Consider the following 21,706-nt stretch of genomic DNA (forward strand, 5'->3'; position numbering starts at 1 on the left):
TTGCGAAAAGAGGGAGTAGAACAGATGGTAGATTTCTCATTCACCGGGGAGCAGGAGGAGCTTCGCCGGGTTCTCAAGGATTTTTCCAGGTCTGAGCTCTTGCCGTACTACACGCGGTGGGATCGGCAGGGTACATTCCCTTGGGAGACGTGGAAAAAAATGGGTTCACTGGGGATTACGGGGCTGCGAGTCCCTGCCGAGTACGGCGGCAGTGAGGTGGACTGTGTGACGGCGGGGATCGCCGCTGAAGAAATCGGGCGCGGGGATTTCAATATGACCTATGCTGTGATGCTCAATGCGCTCATCGCAGAAATTCTCGCCAAGCATGCATCGGAAGAACTGAAACGGGACTGGCTGCCGCCGCTGGCCAGCGGGGACAAGATCATCGGCATCGCCATTACCGAACCGGGAGCGGGGTCGGATGCTGCGGGGATGCGCACGAAGGCGGAACGGCGGGGAGACGCCTATCTGATCTCGGGAGAAAAATCGGGAATCAGCATGGCGACGGTAGCGGATGCGTTCATCGTGTTTGCCAGAACGGGGGCTGAGCCGGGGGCCCGCGGCGTGAGCGCATTCCTGGTGCCGGCAGACCTTCCCGGCGTCGAACGCAGCAGGTATGAAGATATGGGGAACGTGCCGATCGGCCGGGGTTCGCTTTACTTCGACAAGGTAGAAATACCGGCGGCCAGCTTGATCGGCGAGGAAAATCACGGATTCTACCAGGTGATGAACGGGTTTGACCTCAGCCGCATCTTGATCGGACTGCAGTGCCTGGGCGCCGCCAGGCAAACCTTGGAGGAAACGATCGATCACGTCAAAACGCGGCACGCTTTCGGGCAGCCGCTGGCCAAGTTTGAAGGCGTTACTTTTCCGATCGTGACTCACTTCACACAAATGGAGCTGGTCCGCTGGCAGTGCTACCGGGGGCTGTGGCTGCGGGATCAAGGCAAGCCGCACACGACCGAAGCGGCTATGTGCAAATGGCTGGGGCCCAAAGTAGCCGAGGAGACGATTCACCAGTGCCTGCTGCTGAACGGGCATTACGGGTACACCAAAGAGATGCCGATCGAACAGCGGCTGCGGGATGTGATCGGCCTGGAGATCGGGGACGGCACGGCTCAGATACAGCAGATCGTCATTGCCCGGGAGCTGTTGGGCAAGGAATTTCGCCCCTATTAAAGACGACCATTAGGCAAGGAGAAAGATGGGAGGAAAAGCGATGGAACTGACGGATATTCTCTATGAAAAAAAACAGGGGACAGCCAAAATCACGATCAATCGGCCGCGTGTCTACAACGCATTTCGCGCCCGGACAGTCCGGGAGCTGATCTGGGCCTTCCGCGACGCCTGGGATGACAATCAGATAGGCGTCGTAGTACTGACGGGAGCGGGAGAGAAAGCCTTTTGCGCCGGGGGGGACCAAAAAGAACGGGATTCCGAGGGGTATGACGGTTCCGGCGGCCTCGCGGGCGGCATTGGCCTGGAGGTGGAGGCGCTGCACGCCGCGATCCGCAATATCCCCAAGCCGGTCATCGCCGCAGTAAACGGCTATGCGATTGGCGGAGGACATGTGCTGCACGTCATCTGCGATCTGACCATCGCTTCGGACCGGGCTATTTTTGGCCAATCAGGTCCCAAAGTGGGCAGCTATGACGCCGGTTTCGGAAGCGCCTATCTAGCCAGGATCGTAGGCGAGAAAAAAGCGCGGGAAATTTGGTACCTGTGCCGACAGTACACAGCGGAGGAAGCGCTGCAGATGGGGCTGGTCAACATAGTCGTCCCCCACGAAAAGCTGATGGAGGAAGTGGAGGACTGGTGCAGGGAAATTTTGGAGAAGAGTCCGACGGCGCTGAAGATGCTGAAGTACTCGTTTAATGCCGACAGCGCCAATATCGAGGGGATTTCCCAGCTGGCGATGGGCAGCCTGGCCATGTTCTACAACACAGAAGAAGCGATGGAAGGGCGCAATGCCTTCGTGGAAAAGCGGCCGGTCAATTTTGACAGGTTCAGAAAATAGCGGCTTCACGATGACACGGGAGGGGATCATGCTATGACAAAACAGCGCATTGCCTTTGTGACCGGCGCCGGAAGGGGGATCGGCCAAGCCATAGCGCGAACGCTGGCTGCCCGCGGGATGGCGGTGGCGGCGGCGGAGATCAATCTGGAGAACGCGAACGAAACGGTCCGTCTTATCGAAGAAAGCGGCGGGAGGGCCGTCGCGATCCCCTGTGATGTGACGAGTTTGGCCGCTGTGAGCGAGGCGGTGGAGAAGGTGAAGGCCCTTTACGGTAAGATCGACGTCCTGGTAAACAACGCCGGGTGGGATAAGGTGGAGCCTTTTTTGCAAAGCGAGCCGGACACCTGGGACAAGGTGATGAAAATCAACCTGATGGGCCAGATTCACACCTGCAAAGTGATCTTGCCGCTGATGATCGAACACGGGTACGGAAAAGTCGTCAACATCGCCTCCGATGCCGGAAGGGTAGGGTCGAGCGGAGAGGCAGTGTACTCGGCAGCCAAAGGCGGAGTGATCGCCTTTTCCAAGACGCTGGCTCGGGAAATGGCGCGGTACAAAATCAATGTCAACTGTGTCGCACCGGGTCCCGCCGACACGCCGCTGTTCGCGGAGATTGGAACGTACAACCGGGGGATTTCGGAGGCACTGGAGAAGGTGATTCCCTTCCGCAGGCTGGCGCAGCCAGAGGATATTGCCGGCGCTGTCGCCTATTTTGCCTCCGATGAAGCGAATTACGTCACCGGGCAAACCCTGTCGGTCAGCGGGGGGTTGACGATGGTATAAGGATGTAAAGCGGTTGTAGCCGTTTCCTCTCTATATAGGGGGACAAAAGTGCCATCCGCGAGCGGTCACATCCATGTTTTATGACAGAGTGCCTCAGCGTAACATCTAGCATCAGCTTCGGTAAAAACGTCGAGACGGATTTCACAGAGTAAAGCACGGATTTACTCGTTCGCGGGTTTTTCATTCGTGCTTGGTCGTGTATATACTATAACATAATCCTCGCATTGATCCGGGTTGGAGGTGGATGTATGGAACAGCAACAGGAGGAAAATAAACCAATTGTTTGAAATCCCCTGTCATGAATATAATCCGGAATTCCAAATCCGCCTGCTCGGAATGGAATTGTCCCAACTTCCAGAACCGATACTTGATATCGGTGCGGGAAAAGAGGGTAAACTGGTTCGCTTCCTGCGGGAAAACGGCTGTGAGGCGTACGGCATCGATAAATTTTGCGAGCCTGACGTCTATATGTATCGGGCAGATTGGCTCGCTTTTTCCTTTGAAGCAAACAGTTGGGGGACGGTTATTTCCCAAATGGCCTTTTCCAATCACTTCAGGCACCATTATCTGAGAAGGGATGGCCAGCCCCGCAAATACGCGGAAAAGTATATGGAGATCCGATTCCTTAAATAATGTACTGAAGTTCAACCGAGGAATCCGGGCGAATCTTTCCTTCCTGGGGGGAGATGGGAGAGGGGTAGACCGGATCCTCGGTTTATTGGTCGTATTGACGATTTGAAAGAGAAAAGTCTACGATGGACGCCCATATATTCCCCCGCTATGATTGCGAGCCGAAGGAACAAATCCCTTACCCGGTATGGCGGTACACCGACGAACAATACCAATACGATGGGAGCAAGCATGGCGTGATGAAAAGCGAGACTACCAGGCATTTGCTAGAGTTGATAAAGCAGGCGTATCGGCGATCGAGCAAGGAGCAGCTAAACTGTTGATTGCACAATATGAAAACGATAACCCGACCATTCACTAGATGAATCGGGTTTCTTCACTTGCTTGCACCCATTTTTTGAATTTCTGTTTGATCGGGCAGATGACGATACGAGATCAGACTGAGCGCAGTTCGGTCTATAATTTCAATTTTCCCGCGCTGGGTGATGATCCATCCGGCTCTTCTCCATTCCCCCAGTATTCTCGCTACAGTCTGCCTGGCCAAACCGCAGCGCTGGGCAAGGTATTCTTGCGAGACCGATAAAGATCCGCGCCCTCCTTCTTCTTGTTCCAATGAAAGTATCCGGTAGGCCAGGTAAGTGTTGGCGTCCATCAATGTGAGGGCAACCAGCCGCTCTCCGGAGATTTTTAATCGCTGTACAAGGGTTTTGAGCAGATACTGCATGAGCCCCAGCTCCGATCTCAGCAGCAACAGGAACTGATCACGGGGAATGGTGACAAGTGAGCTCGGTTGCGAGGCAATCGCGGTAACCAAGTGCGGCTCTTCGATTAACATGCCCATCTCACCAAAATAATCGCCTTCACACCGCTTCTTCACGACAATCTCCAGATCGTTAGAACCGGAGAAATACTCGGCAACACTGCCCGACCGGACAATATAGACCGCGTCAGCCGGATCGCCTTGGCTAAAGATGATATTGTCTTTGGGGACGTGCTTGATGCGGCAGTTGGCAGCCAGTACGGCAAGCGACGAATCGTCTATCCCATCCAACAGGGGGACACGTTTAAGGAATGCATGCAATTCATTAGAAGAACTACGCGGCTCCGTCATGGGATACCTCCTGTATATGTAACGAACTGTCGGAAGTACAAGTTGATGGGGGGTGAATTAACCGAATATTATCACATCTGAGCCCTACGATTCAAGACTTTGCACGGGATACGGCAAGTCCTGCCGCTTTGTGTCACAAATGCGATAGACAGTCATTCAGAAGGCCATCTAAACTGGAGTAAATTTTTAGAAGGAGGATAACAAATGACCGAACTTTTAGAAAAAACAGGACTCCCTTCCATTCCCCCTTATTGGGATGCAAGGTATGCTAAAAATCTCGACAAGCTCTCAAAACCGGTATACAAGGTAAAGGAAGAAAGAGATGTCAAGATGACCCTGCGAGATGGCACAACGATATATGTTGACATCTTTCGCCCGGATGCTCCAGAGAAGTTTCCCGCCCTGTTGTCATGGGCCGCGTACGGAAAGACCATTCAATCGATGAAAAGAGGATCACTGCCGGCAGCTTCGTTGCTGTTTGACCACAGCTTGGAGGCGGGAGACATCGATTTTTTCGTGACGAGAGGGTACTCTTTCGTCATTCCCGATCCCCGCGGAATCGGTAAATCGGAAGGGGAATTTTACGGCGTATACAATCCGCAAGAGCAAGAAGATACGTACGATGTAATCGAATGGATCGCCCAGTTGCCCTGGTGCGACGGGAATGTGGGGATGATCGGGTACTCCTATTTCGGGATTATTCAGATGCTGGCGGCAGCCCAACAACCGCCCCATTTGAAGTGCATCATGCCTTTATCGTTTACGAATGATTACTACCAGCACGGTTACTACGGCGGTGTGCCCAATACCTACATGAGCATCTATTGGGAGCTTAGTCCGGCAAACAATCCCGTTCCCTGGTCGACCAAGCTGTACTCCGAAGAAGACCTCAAACGAAAGATGGCAGAGAGGCTGGAAGACCCGGATATCGGCGTAAACTCTTATTTCACCAAAATTCTTACGACTTGGCCGCCCAGGTACCATACCTTTTATCTCGATTACCTGTTGCATCCGTTGGACGGCCCTTTCTGGCAGGAACGGTCTGCCAAAACGATATACGACAAAGTAAAGGTTCCGGTGTATTTGAAATGCGGTTGGGCTCCGTTGGGGAGGTGGAGCGCACCGGTCTTTCATGCGATGAATGATCCGCGTCTTGACGTACCTAAGAAAGCGGCGGTCATGGAGGCGTACAACGGGCTTGAATTGCCGTACCGGTTTATGAATGAAGAGTCGCTCAGGTGGTATGATCACTGGCTGAAGGGCATAGATACGGGGATGATGGACGAGCCTTCGATCAAGCTTAACATCATCGGCTCCGGCTTCCGGTTTGAGAACGAATGGCCGTTGGCCCGGACGCAGTGGCGCAGGCTGTATTTGCGCAGCTTCGGCAAACTCCGCTGGGAAGCTGATCCAGAGGAAAATATTCCGCCCGACAGTTTTAGCCACTTGCCGCCAAATATTACGGCAGATGTGCACTCGCTAACGTACACGACCGATCCTTTTACACGCCCGACAGAGTTTACAGGTCCGGTCACACTTTATCTCCATGCAGCGATAGATGCCGAGGACGCCAATTTTATCGTGAAACTGTGGAACATCCTGCCGAATGGAGATAGGCTGCCGATTTCACGCTGGGGGGCACTAAGAGCTTCGCACCGGTTGGACCAAGAGAAGTCCAAGCCTTGGGAACCTGTCCATGATCACACCAAAACGGTGCCGGTGAAGCCTGGGGAGATCAACGAGTTCGTCATAGAGATCAATCCCATCGGCATGGTGTTCCAACCCGGCCAACGGATACAGCTTGAAATAAAAAGCATGGACCCGGGGGCTTATCAGCAGTATAGCTGGACGGGAAAGGTAGGCAATATGGGGCCTGTCCCCAGCGCTAAGACGATCAACTACAAGATTTTTCGCGACGCGAAGTTCCAGTCTTATCTCCTGATGCCCTGCATCCCATTCACATCAAAGGAAAATCAGGTGCAGCCGCTGTCTTAAAGCAGCGTGTTTCTTGGGTTCACCCCGCAGCCTTTGTGCGATGTAGCGGGGTGAACGCGAATGAAAAGCAGGAGGTGTCGGTAAAAATGTCTAGCAATCCGTCTCATCGGACATTAGCGGGCAGAGTGGACAACATGCAGGTAAGCGGTTGGCACTGGAAACTGCTGCTGTTGTGCGCGATGGGGATTATGTTGGAAAACTATGATGCCATCTCGTTGGCAATGGTGATGCCGGTGATCGCGCGGGAGTGGGAAATACAGCCTTCTATGATCGGCGTGCTTCTATCGGGCAGTTCACTGGGCCTTTTAATCGGAGCTTTTGTTTTTGGAACGCTGTCAGATATCATTGGCCGAAAAAAATCCTTTCTCTTTACTACAGCCGTTTTCTCTTTGTTCGTATTTCTATCTACTTTTTCTAACAGTTTTACACAGCTTTACATCGCCAGGGTTCTGGCAGGGATTGGGCTTGGGGGGTTCATTCCGGTGGCATCTGCCTATGTCAGCGAATTTGCTCCCGTAAAAGTCAGGGGGCGTTTCATGGGTCTGTTCACGATAGGCAATGGAATCGGTTACTGCTCGGCTGTCGTGGCCGCCATGTTTCTTGTGCCGGCCATGCAGGACGGTTGGCGTTTGGTATTTGCGGTTGGCGGAATCGGGGTTCTGCTGATTCCTATCGTTTACAAAACGCTTCCGGAGTCGGTAAAGTGGCTTCAGGGCAAGGGGAGAATAGCAGAGGCGATCAGTACCGTGGAGGGGATAGAAAGGAAAGTTCTAGGCAAGATAACGGTGCCGCACGATGAGGCGGTCGAACTATCGCAACAGGGGGCGCAAGCATCTGGACCAAAACAGAATCGGTTTCGCACCCTGTTTACCAAAGATCTTCTTACTTCCTCCGTTTTGGCGGCGATAATCTGGTTTGTTTCGGGGTACACCTTCTACGGTTTTATCCAGTGGATGCCAACTTTTCTCACCAAGAACATGGGTTATACGCTAACCGCGGGATATACCTTTACTTTGATCGGCGCTCTTATTGGAACAGGTACACCCGGAATCCTTGTCGGATGGAGCAGCGATTACCTCGGGAGGCGTCCCACGCTGATTCTGTGCATGCTGATGTACGCAGCAGCGGGTTTTCTCTTTCTTTGGTTTGGGGGATGGTGGATTTTGCCTCTCTATTGGTTTTCATCGGCCATGACGTCCGCCCAGTATGTATATTCACCGGAATTGTTTCCCACCACGGTTAGAGGAACCGGTTTGGGGTTTTCCTCCAGTATTGGACGTGTAGCGGGGTTCCTGGCTCCGATGATGATCGGTTTGACGGTGCAAGATTACGGTCTTGGCGGGGTCATCACGATAAACGGAATTCTGCTGGTCATCTGCACAGTCGTTATTCTGCTTTTAGGGAAAGAAACGCGAGACCGGAGTGCAATGAAAAAACAGTCGCCTTCGCTCTAAAGAATCGAAAGATGACCTGTCTGCCAACAAGAAAACGACTGTCCGCTGCAGGAGCCGGACGGTCGTTTGCTAGTTTTACTCTTTTGGCTTGTACCCCAGTTTAGCGCAAATACGCGCCCCGTATGCGAGCACTTTTTCGATCAAAAAGTTCTCTCTTTCCTCTGTCACATTAAAATTGACATAGCCGATGCTGATGGCTCCCAACAGTTCATTCAGCTGATTAAAAACAGGTGCTGCGACTGACGAGGTGCCCTTCGTCTTTTCCCCGTGGCTGATCGCGTACCCCGCTTTTTTCACATCGAGCAGCATCTGCATAAAGTTCTCGGTCTCCTCTTTTTTCAGCAGCGAATTCACGATTTTCAAGGTATCATTCTGCGGCATATGTGCCAGCATGACTTTATTTGCGGCCCCGATGGTCATCGGGATCCGGATTCCCAATTGATCGTACACGCGAATCGAATTGGTGGGGCAGTCGATTCGTTCGACGATTAAGGATTCCAATCCGATCGGTTTGCTAAAGTAGACGCTTTCTTCAACCTCAAGCATCAATTTCTCCATCTCCGGACGAACCAGACTGACGAAATCGATCGTATCGTACATCTGCAAACCGTATTCCAGCCAGGTATTCCCCAATGAATAGAGTTTGGTATCCGGATCTTGCTGGATCAACCCGTGTTTCTTCATCGATTGGAGCAGACGATGCAGCGTACTTGCGGGCAAATCGCACTCTTTGGATAGCTCCGTAATGGAAAACCACTTTTTTGTTTCGTTTCCGGCTAGGATTGCTGTTACCTGCATGGCCCGGTCAATCGTTTGCATATATTCATCCCCTATTCAAGTATCCCTAACATAACTATAACTGAAATTATGGTTCCATTTAAATGGTTCGGTCAATTGGGAATATATTGACACAGGATGGCTGCTGCTATAATATCAACTTATAAAATTCCTGTCAAAGGAATCTCATTCCGATATGTGGAAAAGGAGGTGTGCAGACTTGAATTACTGCCAATCGATGTACAACAAGCTTCACACTGTCATCGTAAAACATCCCAAGGAAGCTTTTGTCAGTCAAGAGCACCTCAGCAAAGAATGGAAAACGTTCAACTTCATCGAAGAACCTGATTTTGCCGAAGCGTTGAATGAATACGAGCAGTTTCTCGACATCTTAAGGAAGCATGTGGAGCGCATTGAATTTTTGCCCGCTTCTGAAAGTGTCGGACTCGATTCCATCTATGCCCACGATCCTGTCAAGTTCACGCCGAAGGGAGCGATCCTTTTACGGTCGGGGAAAACGCTGCGTCAGCCCGAAGCTGCCGCCTATAAACGGTTTTTAGAAGAGAAAAACATTCCCATCGTAGGAGAACTGACCGGCAGTGCTGTCGCGGACGGGGGAGACCTGGTCTGGCTGGACGACCGGACGCTTGCCATCGGACGGGGCTACCGGACGAATGACGAAGCGATTCGGCAAATCAAGGAAATGACCAAGGGTGTGGTGGATGAATACATCGTTGTCCCGCTTCCGCATGATCAGGGGGAAGCCGAATGTCTCCATCTCATGTCGATCATCAGTCTCGTCGATGCCGATCTTGCCGTCGTCCATTCGAGGTTGATGCCGGTCTTTTTCAGGCAGTCCCTGATCGAGCGGGGGATTCAACTGATCGAAGTGCCCGAAGCCGAATACCAGAACCTCGGCTGCAATGTTCTCGCTCTGGCGCCCCGTGTTTGCGTGATGCTTTCTGAAAACCCTTACACCAAGCAGCAATTAATCGAGGCGGGGGCGACGGTGTACGAATACAAAGGGCGCGAAATATCTTACTTGGGAACAGGCGGACCGACTTGTCTGACCTGTCCGGTGATTCGCGTATAACGCTGACCAATACCATGAGGAGGGACCCAGCATGTTTACAAAGACGATTGTCAAAACACCCGGAGAAAGCTATATCCATGGACTGACCACGGCAAATCTCGGAACGCCGATTTACGAAAAAGCGCTGCAGCAGCATCAAGCATACAGAGAAGCACTGAAAACCTGCGGGGTAGAAGTGATCGTCCTGCCGCCAAGCCCGGAGTTCCCGGACTCCACGTTTGTAGAGGATACGGCGGTGCTCACTTCCGAATTCGCTGTCATTTCGAATCCCGGAGCTCCTTCCCGCAATGGAGAAATCAGGGAAATGGAGCCGGTGCTGAAAAACCATTACGAAAAAATCTACCATATTACAGCCCCTGGCACCCTTGACGGTGGAGACGTGCTGCAAGTAGACCGCCACTTCTATATTGGCTTGTCCGATCGAACGAACCTGGAGGGGGCCGAGCAGTTGCAAAAGATTTTGCAGTCGGAAAACTACCAGGCGACGATTGTCCCGTTGGAAAAATTCTTTCACTTAAAAACGGGCATCTCTTATTTGGGCAACCGAGTCATTGTCGTTGCGGGCGAATTCGTTGAGCATCCGGATTTTCGCGAATATACGAAAATCGTTGTTCCGCCTGAAGAGGAATACGCGGCCAATTGCATCCGGGTAAATGATTACGTCATCATTCCGGCCGGCTATCCGCAAACCAAACAAAAGATAAACGAAGCGGGTTATCAGACGATAGAACTGGAGATGTCTGAATTCCGCAAATTGGACGGCGGCTTGAGCTGCTTGTCGCTGCGTTTTTAATTTGGAATTTGTCCCGGCCATCCTAAGAGAGGTGTGAGAACCATGAACGATCAGGACCTGCAGAAAAATCAGTTGAATCGTTCGATGAAGAGCCGCCACTTGTTTATGCTGTCCCTCGGGGGAGTCATTGGAACAGGATTGTTTTTAAACGCCGGTTATACCATACACGAAGCGGGGGCGGGCGGAGCGCTGCTCGGTTATTTGTTCGGCGGCTTGATTCTCTATATGGTTATGGTGTGCCTGGGGGAACTTGCCGTCTACATGCCTGTTACCGGCTCATTTCAGACGTATGCGAGCAAATTCATCAGTCCTTCTGCCGGTTTTTCTTTGGGCTGGATGTACTTCGTCGGGTCAGCTACAACGGCCGGCGTCGAATTTACCGCGGCAGGCATCCTGATGCAGCGATGGTTTCCAGGCATCTCGATATGGCTTTGGTGCGCGATTTTTATCGTCGTCTTGTTTGTGCTCAACGCCCTGACCACGAGGGGCTTCGCGGAGGCAGAGTACTGGTTCGCCGGGATCAAAGTGCTGGCCGTCATGTTCTTCATCATCATCGGTTTTGGCGCTATTTTCGGTATGGTCCCCCTGGCCGACCGCCCTGCTCCATTTCTGGCAAATCTGGCGCCGGCCGGGCTGTTTCCAGCGGGGTTTGTCATCCTCTTCGTCACGATGATGAATGTGATCTTCTCCTACCAAGGGTCGGAACTGATCGGAATTGCCGCCGGGGAGAGCGAAAATCCGCAGAAGAACATTCCCCGTGCGATCCGCAACGTGCTGTTTCGAATCATCGTGTTTTACGTCGCGTCGATCGTCATCTTGTCTGCCATTTTCCCATCGGCTGAACTGGGACTATTGGAAAGCCCGTTCGTGACCCTCATGGACCTGGCGGGCATTCCGTTCGCGCCGGACATCATGAACTTCGTGATCCTGACCGCCATTTTATCTGTGGGCAATTCCTGCATTTACGCGTCAACCCGTTTGCTGTGGGCGATGGCGGGCGAAGGAATGGCGCCAAAGATGTTTGGCAGACTGTCGAAACGGAAGGTTCCGTTTTCTGCACTGGTGTTTACGATTCTCTTTTCCCTGTTATCTTTGCTGACCAGCGTGATCGCAGCCGACACGGTATTCGTTTTGTTGATGTCAATTGCCGGGATTTCTGTTACGATTTCATGGATTGGCATCGCTTTTTCGCAGCTGATGTTTCGGCGCAAATACTTGCAGGCAGGGGGGAAAGTAGAAGATCTGCAGTACAAAGTGCCGTTTTACCCGCTCATTCCCATTGTTTGTATCGTCTTTTGCGTATCCATCCTGATATTTTTAGCATTTGATCCGACCCAAATCGTCAGTTTGCTGATCGGCATCGGATTTTTACTGGCCTGTTTCCTGTATTACCATTTTAGACATGCGAAAAAACAGAAAGACATCACAAGTACGGATGTTGATTCATTATAAGTTGAAGGGGATATGGAGTCATGACACAGCTCAGATGGGGAACGCCAGAGGCTCGGCGCAGGTTATTGTGTGAAGCGGTAAGCTGGAAAAGCATGACGCTGACACAGGGAGAGCGAGACTTTCCGCTTAAAGTGCAGGAAAAGCTTCGAGAATTGGCGTATTTTCAGCAACATCCCGATTGTCTAAGGCTTCACGACGCCGATATTGGACGGCGCTTTGTAACCGCTTTATACAAGCATTCCTCCGCCGCCAAGACCATTGTGCTCATCAGCCATTTTGATACGGTAAATACAGAAGAGTATGGAGATCTCGAACCTTTTGCCTACCAGCCGGAAGAATTGACCCGGCTGCTGTGCGGGAGAATCGACGATTTGCCGGAAGAGGCCCGGCATGACCTGGCGTCTGGTCAGTATTTGTTCGGCCGGGGCACGATGGATATGAAGATGGGACTTGTCATGCACATGGGGCTGATCGAAAAGGCGTCTGTCGAACGTTGGCCGATCAATCTTCTCTTGTTGACCGTGCCGGATGAGGAAGTCAATTCGGCCGGCATGCGAGCTGCCGTCACCACTTTATTGGAGTTGAAGGAAGAGCATGGACTCGACTATCAGCTCTTCTTAAACGGGGAGCCGGTGTTTCCGCAAGGACCGGGAGACCACAATTATTACGTCTATTCAGGGACCATCGGCAAAATCATGCCGTCCGCCCTGTTTTACGGAAAAGAGACGCATGTCGGCGAACCGCTCAGCGGGATCACCGCCAATTACATCGCCTCGTTTTTGACCCAGCGAATGGAGTGGAACAAGAATTTTCAGGAGACGGTTATGGGCGAGACGACACCGCTTCCGGTCACCCTGCAGCAAAAAGACTTAAAAATGGAGTACTCGGTGCAAACGCCGTATCGCGCGGCAAGCCTCTACAATGTATTTGTGCTGAAGCGAACCGCTGCGGAAGTCATGGATATTTTCGAAGCGGTGGCGAAAGAAGCGGCCCAAGCTTGCAATGAAGCCTATAAGGCCGTTTGCCGGGAGCAGCGTATTGAACCTGTAGGAGAAGTGCGCGTCCTGCGTTACGAAGATCTGCTTGCCCATGCTGTCAAAAAACTAGGGACAGAATCCGTCGAAGCGATGAAAGCAAACATTCTCGCACACGAAGGCTGGGACGACCGCGAAAAATCGCTTCGCATTGCCGATACCCTGATGATTCAATGCCAGGAGCTGGCGCCGGCGATGGTCCTGCTGTTCGCGCCGCCGTATTATCCGGCGGTCCATTCTTCCGATGATGAGCTCGTCGTCAGATGTATCAAATACCTGAAGGAGCAGGGACAGCAGAAATTTGCTTTGCCCGTTCATCAGATTCACTTCTTCAACGGCATCTGCGACCTGAGCTATGTCAACTACCAGGACGACACGGAAGGCTGGACCTCATTCGTGACCAACACCCCCGTCTGGGGCGACAGCTACAGCATCCCGTTCGAAGCGATGAAACAGCTTCAAGCGCCGGTTATGAATGTCGGACCATTCGGGAAGGATGCACATAAGCGGACAGAGCGGCTGCACGTCAAAAGCGCGTTTGAAGAAGTGCCGGAGCTGGTGGAAGGCCTGATAAAAATGATGATTGGTGAAACGATCAAAACCAGCTGACATTGGTCGAAAAAAAACCTCCACATCATGGGGTTTCCCGGATGTGGAGGTTATTATTACCTTTTCCTCTATTGTTTCAGTTGAATCGGCACTTCCCATTTGACATCGCGATTTACCTTCGTAATGCTGTCAAAGGAAAGCGTCAGCTCTTTCGGCTGTTTTTCCAGATCGCGAATAAAGATCCAGGAGTGGAAGCTGATCGTGCCATCCGGATTTTTTACACGCTTGGTGGTGGCATCGTAACTCAACTTGTTTCCACTGGCATCCGCGACCTCAAACCTGGGAATATCAACCCTGTCTTTGGCGAATTTCCCCTCCACTTCCAGGATCGCAACCTTGTCGGAAAGAATCGCGTCTCCGGTTTGTTCTTGATTCGTGTCTGTCATGCTGACGTATATGCTGCTAAAGGACCTTCCATTGATATTCTCAACCTTGTCGGAAACAACCGCATTTCCGATCTGCTCTTGATTCGTGTCTGTTTTTAGGCGGAAGCTTTTGATGGTAAAGGAGCTTCCATTGATATTCTCCGTAATCGGTTGGCGAGACAGTGTGTCGGGATCAAAGGAGCGGGAGAAAAATACCGGCTCTTGCGAATAGATTCCGAGCAATTGGAACCTCAGATTCTGTTCTTTTAGGGGCGTGAAGGCGTGGGCCTGACTGATCTTGCCTCCCAGCTTGCCCTCTTCTTCTTGCATATCCTGTTCGGGAAGTCTGTTCTTCTCATCGTTGAATTCTCGATCGAACTCGTCATCATAAGCGGCGACCACCTGTCCCTGACCGTCCAAAATATGATAATGCAAGCCGTAACTGGCGATCGAATAGCCCAAGAGCTTTGCAACAGGCAGCGGCTTTCCTCGCTTCGCCATTGCCTCTTCCAGTTGCTTGATGCGGTCCGCGGTCAGACTGGTTTCCATCTGCAGCCGAGTGACGCTGGGCAGGAATTGAACATGCTGCAGGGACAGGTTGATTCCCTCTGGTGACGTGAACTGCTGGTTGATCTCCGTTGTTTTCACCGCCAGCTGTCCTTTTTCCAGGTCAACCGGAATCGTTACTTCCCACTTGCCCTTTGTCGAATCAATCTCTCTGATGTCAACGTGAATGTTGAGCTGTTTTGGTTCGTTGCCCTTTAAATTAAATTCAAAAACCCCGTCGACTGGGCTCCAGCCGCGCAGACCGCTAATTAGCTGTCCGGATGTGTCCTGAATCGTGCAGACGTCGTCAAAACCCTTCGCCCCCTTGATATCCTTCGCCTCAAAGTCATCGCCATTTTTATTTAACGTATACTTGACATACACACGCGAGGGGTCGGCAAACACCTCAGTTATGTTCAAGGTGATACCCTGATCTGTGACACTCTGATCGACCGTACTTGCGTAGCCGTTTGCGGCAGCTTGCCGGACTCCCTCATCGACCTTGTCGCTCGTGCCAAAAAAGATTTGTTTCACGTATTCAGGCACATGTTTGACGTATGCGGCAAAAGTCGGAGAGACAAACGCACCCAGCGATACGGCCAGAACAAAACCCGCTGCGGTAAAGGTTATTTTTTTCATCCATTCTTTCCCCTTGGTTTTTTGATGAGCTCTCATCGGCAGGCTGGTTCGCTGTTCCGGGTGTGGGCCTTGTTCGGGAAGTTTAGAGAGCAGGGCAGCCATCACTTCGTCCGTAAAGGATTCCGGCACATGTACCCGCATGACGACCTGGTCAAACGTCTGGAGGTCGGCAGCATACTGCTTCAGCGAACGTTGGCAGTGACTGCACTGGGTGAGGTGCTGCTCCATCTGTTCCCTTTCTTCATCGGCCATCTCTTGATCCAGGAATCTCATCATCTCTTCAGAAGTCATACACTTCACATGCGCTCCCTCCTTTTGCCTCTGCTGCCATGCGTTCACGCAGCTTCTGCCGCGCCCGGAACAAGCGAACCTGCACCGTATTGGTGGAGATATCCAGAATTTCTGCTATCTCCTGATAAGACAAATGCTGCGTATGGCGCAAGAGAAAAATAATGCGATAATCTTCCGGCAGCTTTTCGATATGCTCCTCCAGCCGATCTCTTTGCTCTTTTTTCAGGTAAATCGATTCTGGCGTGGTCTCCGTACGCACATTGATACTGTCCAAAGGTACGGTTGCGCCTTGTTTTTTCTTGCGCAGCTCGTCGATACAGTGATTAGTGGCAATCCGGTACAGCCAGGCCGCGAATTTCTTTTCGCCGGAATACTGCTGCAGACGATAGAAGGCTTTGATAAAAACCTCTTGGGCCATATCTTGGGCATCTTGCGGATGACCGGACATGCGATACATCAGAGCGAAAATTTTTTGTTTATATCTGGCAATGATCTGGCTGTATGCCTGGGTGTCACCGGTGAGCACCCTTCGTACCAGATCCTTGTCGTCATCCATTTTTTCTCCTCCCCTCTGCAAAGGCACTGCGCAGTTTTTTGCCCCTTTTCACTTTCACGTTAAGTAAGACGGAAGGAACCGATAAACCTTACAGGACTTGTGAAAATAATCGGCCGGCCTATTAAATAAGTTTTTCTTATTCATTTTCATAGAATATTTGTATTTCGGTTCTGCTCTGACAAAAAATATAATTCATACAAAGATCAACATTATGTTATAGGAAAAGGGGCAAGAGATTTTGCACGGTTTGGAAAAAGACGGGGTACGGCGGTTTACCTAAGGTTCTCCCGGATGCGTTCGTTTGACACCGATGCGGACATGCGGAAATACCCTTCGCCCGACGGCCCGAATGCGCTGCCCGGCGTCACGATCACATGTGTTTTTTCCAGGACGGTTTTGACGAAATCGCTGGATGTATAGCCCGCGGGAACGGGTGCCCAGACGAAGAAGTAGCTGGCTTTGGAAAAATCGACGTTGATGCCGATCGCCGTGAGGGCCTCGACCATCATTTGCAAACGTTCAGCGTATACGCCGTTGTATTCTTCAATGCAGCTTTGATCGCTTTGCAGTGCGAAGGCGGTAACCGTGGAAAGCCACCATATTGTAAGCGGAATCATTTGCGACCGCGGTTTGATGCTGACGGGCAAATTGAACGGCCCGTTCAAAAAAATCGAGATCTGCAACAGCCGTTGTTGGATTGTTCGGGTAATTCAGAAACATGAGTTTGGCTTGCTCGCGCACGTCCTGCGGAATGGAAGCGAAATCAGGGAGGTAGCCGTTCCCCTCCCGCAGGGGCATGTCGTAATAGCGGCCATTGGCCAGATGGGCAATCCCTTCTTTTGATCCGATGAGCGCCAGGACCTCTGTTTCCGGGTCGAGCTCTACCTGAAAATGCCGCTGGTAGTAGTCGGCTACGGCTTCTCTGAACTCTCGGCAGCCCTGGAATTCGGGGTCGCCCATTCCCAGATCGATCACGTCAATCCCGGACTGAACCATCTCTTCTTTTTTCTTTTTGATTTCCGCAAACATGTAGGGAGGAATCTGCGCAACTCGGTTTGATCTGAACATGATATCACCTCACTCAAGTAGTCAGCCGCTAATCGAAAATATGTTCCGTTATATATGAAAAATTATGTACATCTGAAATTTTCAGTAAGATATGGGTAAAAAAAGAGAGATGAAACCTTCTCTCTATCATTTTGTCCGTGATTCCTTCAGCTTTTTTCTCGCCTGCAGCGTATTTAGCTTGTGCATGCGGGCATATTGCTCGATTTCGGAGAACGGCCGCTTTTCTTCCAGTAAAGAAATGATCACTTCGTGTTCTTGGATCGATTCTTTTGCTCTGCTCGGAATGAACATCGAACCAGCTCGTCTGATGGTATCCAATCTGGACCACAAGTGCCGGATGTGATCCGTCAATAATTTATTGGGGCAAAATTCGTAGGTGTAGAAGTGAAATTCCTTATTTAATTCTCCAAAACGGACAAAATCAAAATCCTCCAAAGCTCCTTTCATCTGTTGATTGATGTTTCGCAGATTGTCAATCTTGTCGGCTGGAAAGGTCAGCGAGCTTAAGGCAATGGCGTACCCTTCCAACAGACTGAGCAGTTCCATCGTCTCGAAGTATTCCTGTTCGTTGATCAGAGCAACGATCGCGCCGCTGTTGTGTTTGGTCGTGACCAATCCGTCTGACTCCAGCTGACGAATCGCTTCGCGGACAGGGATGGGACTCATGGAAAGCTCCCTGGCTATTTGGTCTACTACAAGTCTTTGCCCGGGAGGATATTCACCCTCGACAATCCGGGAGTAGATCACCTGGTAGGCAAGCGCCTGTTTGCTGGTGCTTTGTTTTTTCTCTGTCATGAGCAGATTGTATATCAAATCATATATGATTTCAATACATTTCTTATATGATTATTTGTGGTATAATCAAATAAATAAATTTTCAAAATTTTTAAATCGAACGGGGTGTGCCTATGTTAGCGAGAGACTTTGTGCTGGAAACGTTCCGGAAATACGGGGTAGAGTACTTGTTTGGCAATCCGGGAACGACGGAACTGCCGCTGGTCGACGGCCTTGTCCACTATCCCGACATTCACTATGTGCTTTCTTTACACGAAGACATCTGTGTCGGCATGGCTGCAGGCTATGCAATGGCCACCGGCAAGCCCGGTGTAGTCAACCTGCATGTGGCGGCCGGTCTCGGGCACGGCTTCGGCAATCTTTACAATGCGTACCGGGCCGGGGTGCCGCTGATCGTGACGGCCGGACAGCAGGACACCCGGTTTGGCGTACAGGAGCCTGCGCTGTGGGGCGAGATGGTGGAGATGGTGAAGAGCTATACGAAATGGAGCTGGGAGGTGAAGAATGCGGCAGAACTCCCCGTCGTGCTGCAGCGGGCCTTTAAAGTCGCGCTCACCGAACCGATGGGCCCGGTGTTTTTGTCCTTTCCATCCGATGTGATGTGGCAGGAAACGGCGGCCGATCCGATCCCGTTGACGATGATTGCGGCAGACGTCCGCGGCGACCTGAAGGCGATCCAGGCGGCGGCGGAAGCCCTCCGGTCAGCGGCCAATCCGATTATCGTGGCGGGCGACCGCATCGGCAGCACCGGGGCTGTCCCTGCCTTGGTCGAATTGGCTGAGTTGACCGGGGCGATGGTTTATGCGGAACATCAGGTGTCCCGCTTGAATTTCCCTTATACTCATCCGCAGTTTCAGGGGCGTTTTTTGCCTAACGGGCCGTTTATCCGGCAGGCGCTGGCAGAAGCCGATGTCATCCTGTTTGCCGGCGTGATCAGCCAGGCGCCGCTGCTCTACTTTGACCAGCCTTTGGTGCAGAGGGAAGCGAAAGTCATCGCGATCGACAGCGGAGAGTGGGAGCTCGGCAAAAATATGTTTGTCGATATCCCGATTATCGCCAATCCGAAGACAGCCCTTGCGGAGATGTGCGAACTGATCGGCCAGCAGGCGACCGAGGAGGAGCGTAGGCAATTTGCCGCCCGCAAGGCCAGGGCCATAGCAAAGCGGCAGGAAAAAGAGGCGGCAAAAAGAAAGGAACTGGAGGAGACGTACGACAGCATCCCGCTGTCTCCGGCCAGAGTCATTCACGAGTTGAATCAATACCTGCCGAAAAACGCGTTTGTCGTCGACGAATCGGTCACGTCGGGAAAATACGTTCACAACTATCTCAATTTGCAGCAGCCAGACAGTCTGATTGCCTTAAAAGGAGGCGGGCTGGGGTATGGCATGCCGGCGGCTCTCGGCGCTCAGCTTGGACTTCCTGACCGGAGAGTCGTCAACATCATCGGGGACGGCTCATCCCTGTATTACATTCAGGCTTTATGGAATGCCGCCAAATACAGCCTGCCTGTCGTATTCGTGATCTTGAACAACCAGAGCTATATGATCCTAAAGGGCGGCATTCTCAACATCAACGGCGAATCGGCCAAGCAGCGCCACTTTCCGGGGATGGACCTGACTCCGCCGATCGATTTTGTGAGGGTAGCTGAAGGGCTTGGCATTGCAGCAGCCAAGGTAACTTCGCCGGATCAGCTTGCGCCGGCTTTCCAAAAAGCCTTTGACGAAAGGAAACCGATCCTGTTGGATGTCCATATTGACCCGACGGTAAAGGTGTTCCTGCAGTAAAGCTGCTGCCTGCTTTGTGAAACCAATCACGGAAATGTATAGATATAAATTGTCACTGATATCAAACTAGTAGGACAATATGTAAAATCCTCCAATTGGAAGCCGTCTATGGAGACACAGATGCTGTCGTTGAGGGCAAAGCCGCTGGGAAGCCAATTTCCCAGCGGCTTTGCTGTGTTTGGCCTGTTTAAAAAGAGCAGAGCGAGTATTGGCAAAAGTCCCAACTGGTGAAGATTTATGATTGATTGCAGCGAACCAGGTCTGTATAATTGCATATGTATTCATCATAAATCGGACCTGCGGTCCGATAATAGGTACAAGGGAGGGTTTATATGAAAAACGAGGAACAGAAAAAGCATCCCAAAGTAATCGAGCCAGGCACACTGGTACTGACGATTGTGACCGCAGCCCTTGGGGCCGCCATCGGGATGCAATTGATTTTGACCCTGGGCATTACCGCCAATACGGCGATTATTGGCGCCCTGCTGGCCATGATCATTGCCAGAATACCGGTAACCTTGTTTCGGAAGTTTCGTTCCATCCATCGTCAAAATATTATTCAAACTTCCATCTCGTCCGCCACATTCGGAGCGGCCAACAGTTTGTTGATTCCGATCGGCATTCCGTTCATCTTTGGAAAACCGGAATTGATCCTGCCGATGCTGATCGGGGCAGCGCTGGCCATGTTCGTTGACGGTTTTCTGCTGTACAAGCTGTTTGATTCGAAGATTTTTCCCGCGTCGGGGACCTGGCCGGACGGTCGAGCCACCGCTGAATCGATCCTCGCCGGCGACCAAGGAGGGAAGCGGGCAGGACTGCTCGGAGTCGGGATCGCAGGCGGAGTCGTCGGTTCCATCCTGGGCATTCCGATGTCGGCATTCGGTGTTGCGTTTATCGGTAACATGTGGGCGCTCGCGATGTTTGGCATCGGTCTGTTGATCAAAGGGTACTCCACCACGCTGTTTGGCGTCGATCTGAAGGACTCATACATTCCGCACGGTTTGATGATTGGAGCAGGGCTGGTCGCATTGATTCAGGTATCGCTGGTCATTTTCAAGAAAAATGGGAACAGTTCTTCAGACCAGGCTGCCGTGACGAAAAGTGAAAAAGACACCTCCCGGACACTGGTGCAAGGCCTCATTCTGTACGTTATTATCGCTGTGATTCTGGCAGTCGTAAGTGGACTCATTACGCACATGTCTATGGGAATGTTCATCGGGTTTATCGTCTTTGCTGCTTTCGCCGCCTACCTGCACGAATTGATCGTCGGGATTTCGGCGATGCACTCCGGCTGGTTCCCCGCTTTTGCCGTCGCTCTGATCACGTTGATCATCGGTTTGCTGATCGGTTTTCCCCCGGTTGCATTAGCACTCCTAGTCGGATTTAGCGCTGCAACCGGTCCGGCCTTTGCCGACATGGGCTACGATCTGAAAGCAGGCTACATTCTCCGCGGCAACGGGAAGGATCAGGCTTTTGAACAAGAAGGACGGAGACAGCAATTGATCGCTGCGATGATCGCGTTCGCGGTAGCTGTCGTGGTAGTGCTGTTGACATACAAAAGCTATTTTGCGCAAAATCTCGTGCCGCCGGTCGATAAAGTCTACGTCGCGACCATCGAAGCAGGGGTATCCGGCAACGTCGCTACGGAATTGTTCCTCTGGGCGATTCCAGGCGCTTTGCTGCAGCTGCTGGGCGGTTCCAAGCGCCAATTGGGAATCTTGTTTGCAACCGGTATGCTGCTTACCTATCCGGAAGCAGGATGGGCTGTTCTGGCAGGTCTCTTGATTCGCGCTGCCGTGTTGAAATGGAAAGGCACATCCTCAGAATCGTCGATGAGCATCTTGGCGGCAGGTTTCATCGCTGGCGACGCCCTGTACAGCTTCTTTAGCTCCGTCTTCTCGCTGAAAAAATAAC

General features: G+C 51.8%; 21 protein-coding genes. 14 read left to right on the forward strand and 7 right to left on the reverse strand.

Translation table 11 applies throughout. The features are described 5' to 3' along the window. Positions 1 to 24: 24 nt before the first annotated feature. From ACI7RC_RS05995 to ACI7RC_RS06015, 5 genes are all read left to right on the forward strand, one after another. The gene (locus ACI7RC_RS05995) at positions 25 to 1,179 is read left to right on the forward strand and encodes an acyl-CoA dehydrogenase family protein (RefSeq protein WP_408107327.1); all 1,155 of its coding nucleotides are present in this window, start codon (positions 25 to 27) and stop codon (positions 1,177 to 1,179) included. Between the two features lie 40 nt (positions 1,180 to 1,219). Beyond that, on the forward strand, positions 1,220 to 2,017 hold the full coding sequence (gene menB / locus ACI7RC_RS06000) for a 1,4-dihydroxy-2-naphthoyl-CoA synthase (RefSeq protein ID WP_408107328.1): 798 nt from the start codon (positions 1,220 to 1,222) through the stop codon (positions 2,015 to 2,017). Positions 2,018 to 2,050: 33 nt separating this feature from the next. Continuing rightward, positions 2,051 to 2,800 carry an SDR family NAD(P)-dependent oxidoreductase gene (locus ACI7RC_RS06005; protein WP_408107329.1) on the forward strand — a complete coding sequence of 250 codons (750 nt, stop codon included), beginning with the start codon at positions 2,051 to 2,053 and terminating at the stop codon, positions 2,798 to 2,800. Between the two features lie 279 nt (positions 2,801 to 3,079). Continuing rightward, positions 3,080 to 3,433 (forward strand): class I SAM-dependent methyltransferase, encoded by a 354-nt coding sequence (locus ACI7RC_RS06010; RefSeq protein WP_408107330.1) that lies wholly within the window; start codon positions 3,080 to 3,082, stop codon positions 3,431 to 3,433. A gap of 122 nt (positions 3,434 to 3,555) precedes the next feature. Further along, positions 3,556 to 3,753 (forward strand): hypothetical protein, encoded by a 198-nt coding sequence (locus ACI7RC_RS06015; protein ID WP_408107331.1) that lies wholly within the window; start codon positions 3,556 to 3,558, stop codon positions 3,751 to 3,753. A gap of 53 nt (positions 3,754 to 3,806) precedes the next feature. Here ACI7RC_RS06015 and ACI7RC_RS06020 read toward each other — a convergent pair whose 3' ends face one another. Beyond that, positions 3,807 to 4,541, reverse strand: a complete 735-nt coding sequence (locus ACI7RC_RS06020) for a Crp/Fnr family transcriptional regulator (protein WP_408107332.1) — start codon at positions 4,539 to 4,541, stop codon at positions 3,807 to 3,809. A 204-nt stretch (positions 4,542 to 4,745) separates the two neighbouring features. Between ACI7RC_RS06020 and ACI7RC_RS06025 the strand changes: the two genes are divergently transcribed. Beyond that, positions 4,746 to 6,536 carry a CocE/NonD family hydrolase gene (locus ACI7RC_RS06025; protein ID WP_408107333.1) on the forward strand — a complete coding sequence of 597 codons (1,791 nt, stop codon included), beginning with the start codon at positions 4,746 to 4,748 and terminating at the stop codon, positions 6,534 to 6,536. 86 nt (positions 6,537 to 6,622) lie between these two features. Beyond that, the gene (locus tag ACI7RC_RS06030) at positions 6,623 to 7,990 is read left to right on the forward strand and encodes an MFS transporter (protein ID WP_408107334.1); all 1,368 of its coding nucleotides are present in this window, start codon (positions 6,623 to 6,625) and stop codon (positions 7,988 to 7,990) included. A gap of 75 nt (positions 7,991 to 8,065) precedes the next feature. Here ACI7RC_RS06030 and ACI7RC_RS06035 read toward each other — a convergent pair whose 3' ends face one another. Beyond that, positions 8,066 to 8,809, reverse strand: coding sequence for an IclR family transcriptional regulator (locus tag ACI7RC_RS06035; protein WP_408107335.1), 744 nt, complete (start codon positions 8,807 to 8,809; stop codon positions 8,066 to 8,068). Positions 8,810 to 9,005: 196 nt separating this feature from the next. Between ACI7RC_RS06035 and ACI7RC_RS06040 the strand changes: the two genes are divergently transcribed. Genes ACI7RC_RS06040 through ACI7RC_RS06055 form a run of 4 tightly spaced genes read left to right on the forward strand, consistent with a single transcriptional unit; the run spans position 9,006 to position 13,748 of the window. After that, complete coding sequence (locus tag ACI7RC_RS06040) at positions 9,006 to 9,860, forward strand: dimethylarginine dimethylaminohydrolase family protein (RefSeq protein WP_408107455.1); 855 nt, start codon at positions 9,006 to 9,008, stop codon at positions 9,858 to 9,860. Between the two features lie 31 nt (positions 9,861 to 9,891). Beyond that, a complete protein-coding gene (locus tag ACI7RC_RS06045) occupies positions 9,892 to 10,653 on the forward strand; it encodes a dimethylarginine dimethylaminohydrolase family protein (RefSeq protein WP_408107336.1) in 762 nt (253 codons plus the stop codon). Positions 10,654 to 10,695: 42 nt separating this feature from the next. Beyond that, the gene (locus tag ACI7RC_RS06050) at positions 10,696 to 12,105 is read left to right on the forward strand and encodes an amino acid permease (protein WP_408107337.1); all 1,410 of its coding nucleotides are present in this window, start codon (positions 10,696 to 10,698) and stop codon (positions 12,103 to 12,105) included. A gap of 20 nt (positions 12,106 to 12,125) precedes the next feature. Beyond that, the gene (locus tag ACI7RC_RS06055; RefSeq protein WP_408107338.1) at positions 12,126 to 13,748 is read left to right on the forward strand and encodes a M20/M25/M40 family metallo-hydrolase; all 1,623 of its coding nucleotides are present in this window, start codon (positions 12,126 to 12,128) and stop codon (positions 13,746 to 13,748) included. A 68-nt stretch (positions 13,749 to 13,816) separates the two neighbouring features. Here the strand turns inward: ACI7RC_RS06055 and ACI7RC_RS06060 are convergent, their stop codons facing one another. From ACI7RC_RS06060 to ACI7RC_RS06080, 5 genes are all read right to left on the reverse strand, one after another. Next, positions 13,817 to 15,589: a DUF4179 domain-containing protein gene (locus ACI7RC_RS06060; protein WP_408107456.1), complete on the reverse strand. Its 1,773-nt coding sequence runs from the start codon at positions 15,587 to 15,589 to the stop codon at positions 13,817 to 13,819. Continuing rightward, entirely contained in the window at positions 15,579 to 16,145 is a 567-nt protein-coding gene (locus tag ACI7RC_RS06065) for an RNA polymerase sigma factor (RefSeq protein ID WP_408107339.1), read from the reverse strand. The genes ACI7RC_RS06060 and ACI7RC_RS06065 overlap by 11 nt, the downstream gene beginning before the upstream one ends. A 272-nt stretch (positions 16,146 to 16,417) precedes the next feature. Then, on the reverse strand, positions 16,418 to 16,762 hold the full coding sequence (locus ACI7RC_RS06070; RefSeq protein ID WP_408107340.1) for an aminotransferase class I/II-fold pyridoxal phosphate-dependent enzyme: 345 nt from the start codon (positions 16,760 to 16,762) through the stop codon (positions 16,418 to 16,420). Then, entirely contained in the window at positions 16,689 to 17,213 is a 525-nt protein-coding gene (locus ACI7RC_RS06075) for an aminotransferase class I/II-fold pyridoxal phosphate-dependent enzyme (RefSeq protein WP_408107341.1), read from the reverse strand. The genes ACI7RC_RS06070 and ACI7RC_RS06075 overlap by 74 nt, the downstream gene beginning before the upstream one ends. A 126-nt stretch (positions 17,214 to 17,339) precedes the next feature. Then, positions 17,340 to 18,008: a GntR family transcriptional regulator gene (locus ACI7RC_RS06080; protein WP_408107342.1), complete on the reverse strand. Its 669-nt coding sequence runs from the start codon at positions 18,006 to 18,008 to the stop codon at positions 17,340 to 17,342. Positions 18,009 to 18,121: 113 nt separating this feature from the next. On the opposite strand from ACI7RC_RS06080, the gene ACI7RC_RS06085 reads away from it, so the two are divergent. The 3 genes from ACI7RC_RS06085 (at position 18,122) to ACI7RC_RS06095 (ending at position 21,705) form a co-directional block, all read left to right on the forward strand. Beyond that, positions 18,122 to 19,792 carry a thiamine pyrophosphate-binding protein gene (locus ACI7RC_RS06085; RefSeq protein WP_408107343.1) on the forward strand — a complete coding sequence of 557 codons (1,671 nt, stop codon included), beginning with the start codon at positions 18,122 to 18,124 and terminating at the stop codon, positions 19,790 to 19,792. A 108-nt stretch (positions 19,793 to 19,900) separates the two neighbouring features. Next, the gene (locus ACI7RC_RS06090; protein ID WP_408107344.1) at positions 19,901 to 20,023 is read left to right on the forward strand and encodes a hypothetical protein; all 123 of its coding nucleotides are present in this window, start codon (positions 19,901 to 19,903) and stop codon (positions 20,021 to 20,023) included. 101 nt (positions 20,024 to 20,124) lie between these two features. Continuing rightward, complete coding sequence (locus ACI7RC_RS06095; protein ID WP_408107345.1) at positions 20,125 to 21,705, forward strand: OPT/YSL family transporter; 1,581 nt, start codon at positions 20,125 to 20,127, stop codon at positions 21,703 to 21,705. The last annotated feature ends 1 nt before the right edge of the window (position 21,706 follow it).

Source organism: Brevibacillus sp. B_LB10_24 (assembly GCF_046036945.1).
Classification (GTDB): domain Bacteria; phylum Bacillota; class Bacilli; order Brevibacillales; family Brevibacillaceae; genus Brevibacillus_C.

Excerpts from the sequence above, each read along its gene's own strand:
- ACI7RC_RS05995 (WP_408107327.1), top strand. The coding sequence starts at position 25 with ATGGTAGATTTCTCATTCACCGGGGAGCAGGAGGAGCTTCGCCGGGTT.
- menB (WP_408107328.1), top strand. The coding sequence starts at position 1,220 with ATGGAACTGACGGATATTCTCTATGAAAAAAAACAGGGGACAGCCAAA.
- ACI7RC_RS06005 (WP_408107329.1), top strand. The coding sequence starts at position 2,051 with ATGACAAAACAGCGCATTGCCTTTGTGACCGGCGCCGGAAGGGGGATC.
- ACI7RC_RS06015 (WP_408107331.1), top strand. The coding sequence starts at position 3,556 with ATGGACGCCCATATATTCCCCCGCTATGATTGCGAGCCGAAGGAACAA.
- ACI7RC_RS06020 (WP_408107332.1), bottom strand. The coding sequence starts at position 4,541 with ATGACGGAGCCGCGTAGTTCTTCTAATGAATTGCATGCATTCCTTAAA.
- ACI7RC_RS06025 (WP_408107333.1), top strand. The coding sequence starts at position 4,746 with ATGACCGAACTTTTAGAAAAAACAGGACTCCCTTCCATTCCCCCTTAT.
- ACI7RC_RS06030 (WP_408107334.1), top strand. The coding sequence starts at position 6,623 with ATGTCTAGCAATCCGTCTCATCGGACATTAGCGGGCAGAGTGGACAAC.
- ACI7RC_RS06035 (WP_408107335.1), bottom strand. The coding sequence starts at position 8,809 with ATGCAAACGATTGACCGGGCCATGCAGGTAACAGCAATCCTAGCCGGA.
- ACI7RC_RS06040 (WP_408107455.1), top strand. The coding sequence starts at position 9,006 with ATGTACAACAAGCTTCACACTGTCATCGTAAAACATCCCAAGGAAGCT.
- ACI7RC_RS06045 (WP_408107336.1), top strand. The coding sequence starts at position 9,892 with ATGTTTACAAAGACGATTGTCAAAACACCCGGAGAAAGCTATATCCAT.
- ACI7RC_RS06050 (WP_408107337.1), top strand. The coding sequence starts at position 10,696 with ATGAACGATCAGGACCTGCAGAAAAATCAGTTGAATCGTTCGATGAAG.
- ACI7RC_RS06055 (WP_408107338.1), top strand. The coding sequence starts at position 12,126 with ATGACACAGCTCAGATGGGGAACGCCAGAGGCTCGGCGCAGGTTATTG.
- ACI7RC_RS06060 (WP_408107456.1), bottom strand. The coding sequence starts at position 15,589 with ATGACTTCTGAAGAGATGATGAGATTCCTGGATCAAGAGATGGCCGAT.
- ACI7RC_RS06065 (WP_408107339.1), bottom strand. The coding sequence starts at position 16,145 with ATGGATGACGACAAGGATCTGGTACGAAGGGTGCTCACCGGTGACACC.
- ACI7RC_RS06070 (WP_408107340.1), bottom strand. The coding sequence starts at position 16,762 with ATGATTCCGCTTACAATATGGTGGCTTTCCACGGTTACCGCCTTCGCA.
- ACI7RC_RS06075 (WP_408107341.1), bottom strand. The coding sequence starts at position 17,213 with ATGTTCAGATCAAACCGAGTTGCGCAGATTCCTCCCTACATGTTTGCG.
- ACI7RC_RS06080 (WP_408107342.1), bottom strand. The coding sequence starts at position 18,008 with ATGACAGAGAAAAAACAAAGCACCAGCAAACAGGCGCTTGCCTACCAG.
- ACI7RC_RS06085 (WP_408107343.1), top strand. The coding sequence starts at position 18,122 with ATGTTAGCGAGAGACTTTGTGCTGGAAACGTTCCGGAAATACGGGGTA.
- ACI7RC_RS06090 (WP_408107344.1), top strand. The coding sequence starts at position 19,901 with ATGGAGACACAGATGCTGTCGTTGAGGGCAAAGCCGCTGGGAAGCCAA.
- ACI7RC_RS06095 (WP_408107345.1), top strand. The coding sequence starts at position 20,125 with ATGAAAAACGAGGAACAGAAAAAGCATCCCAAAGTAATCGAGCCAGGC.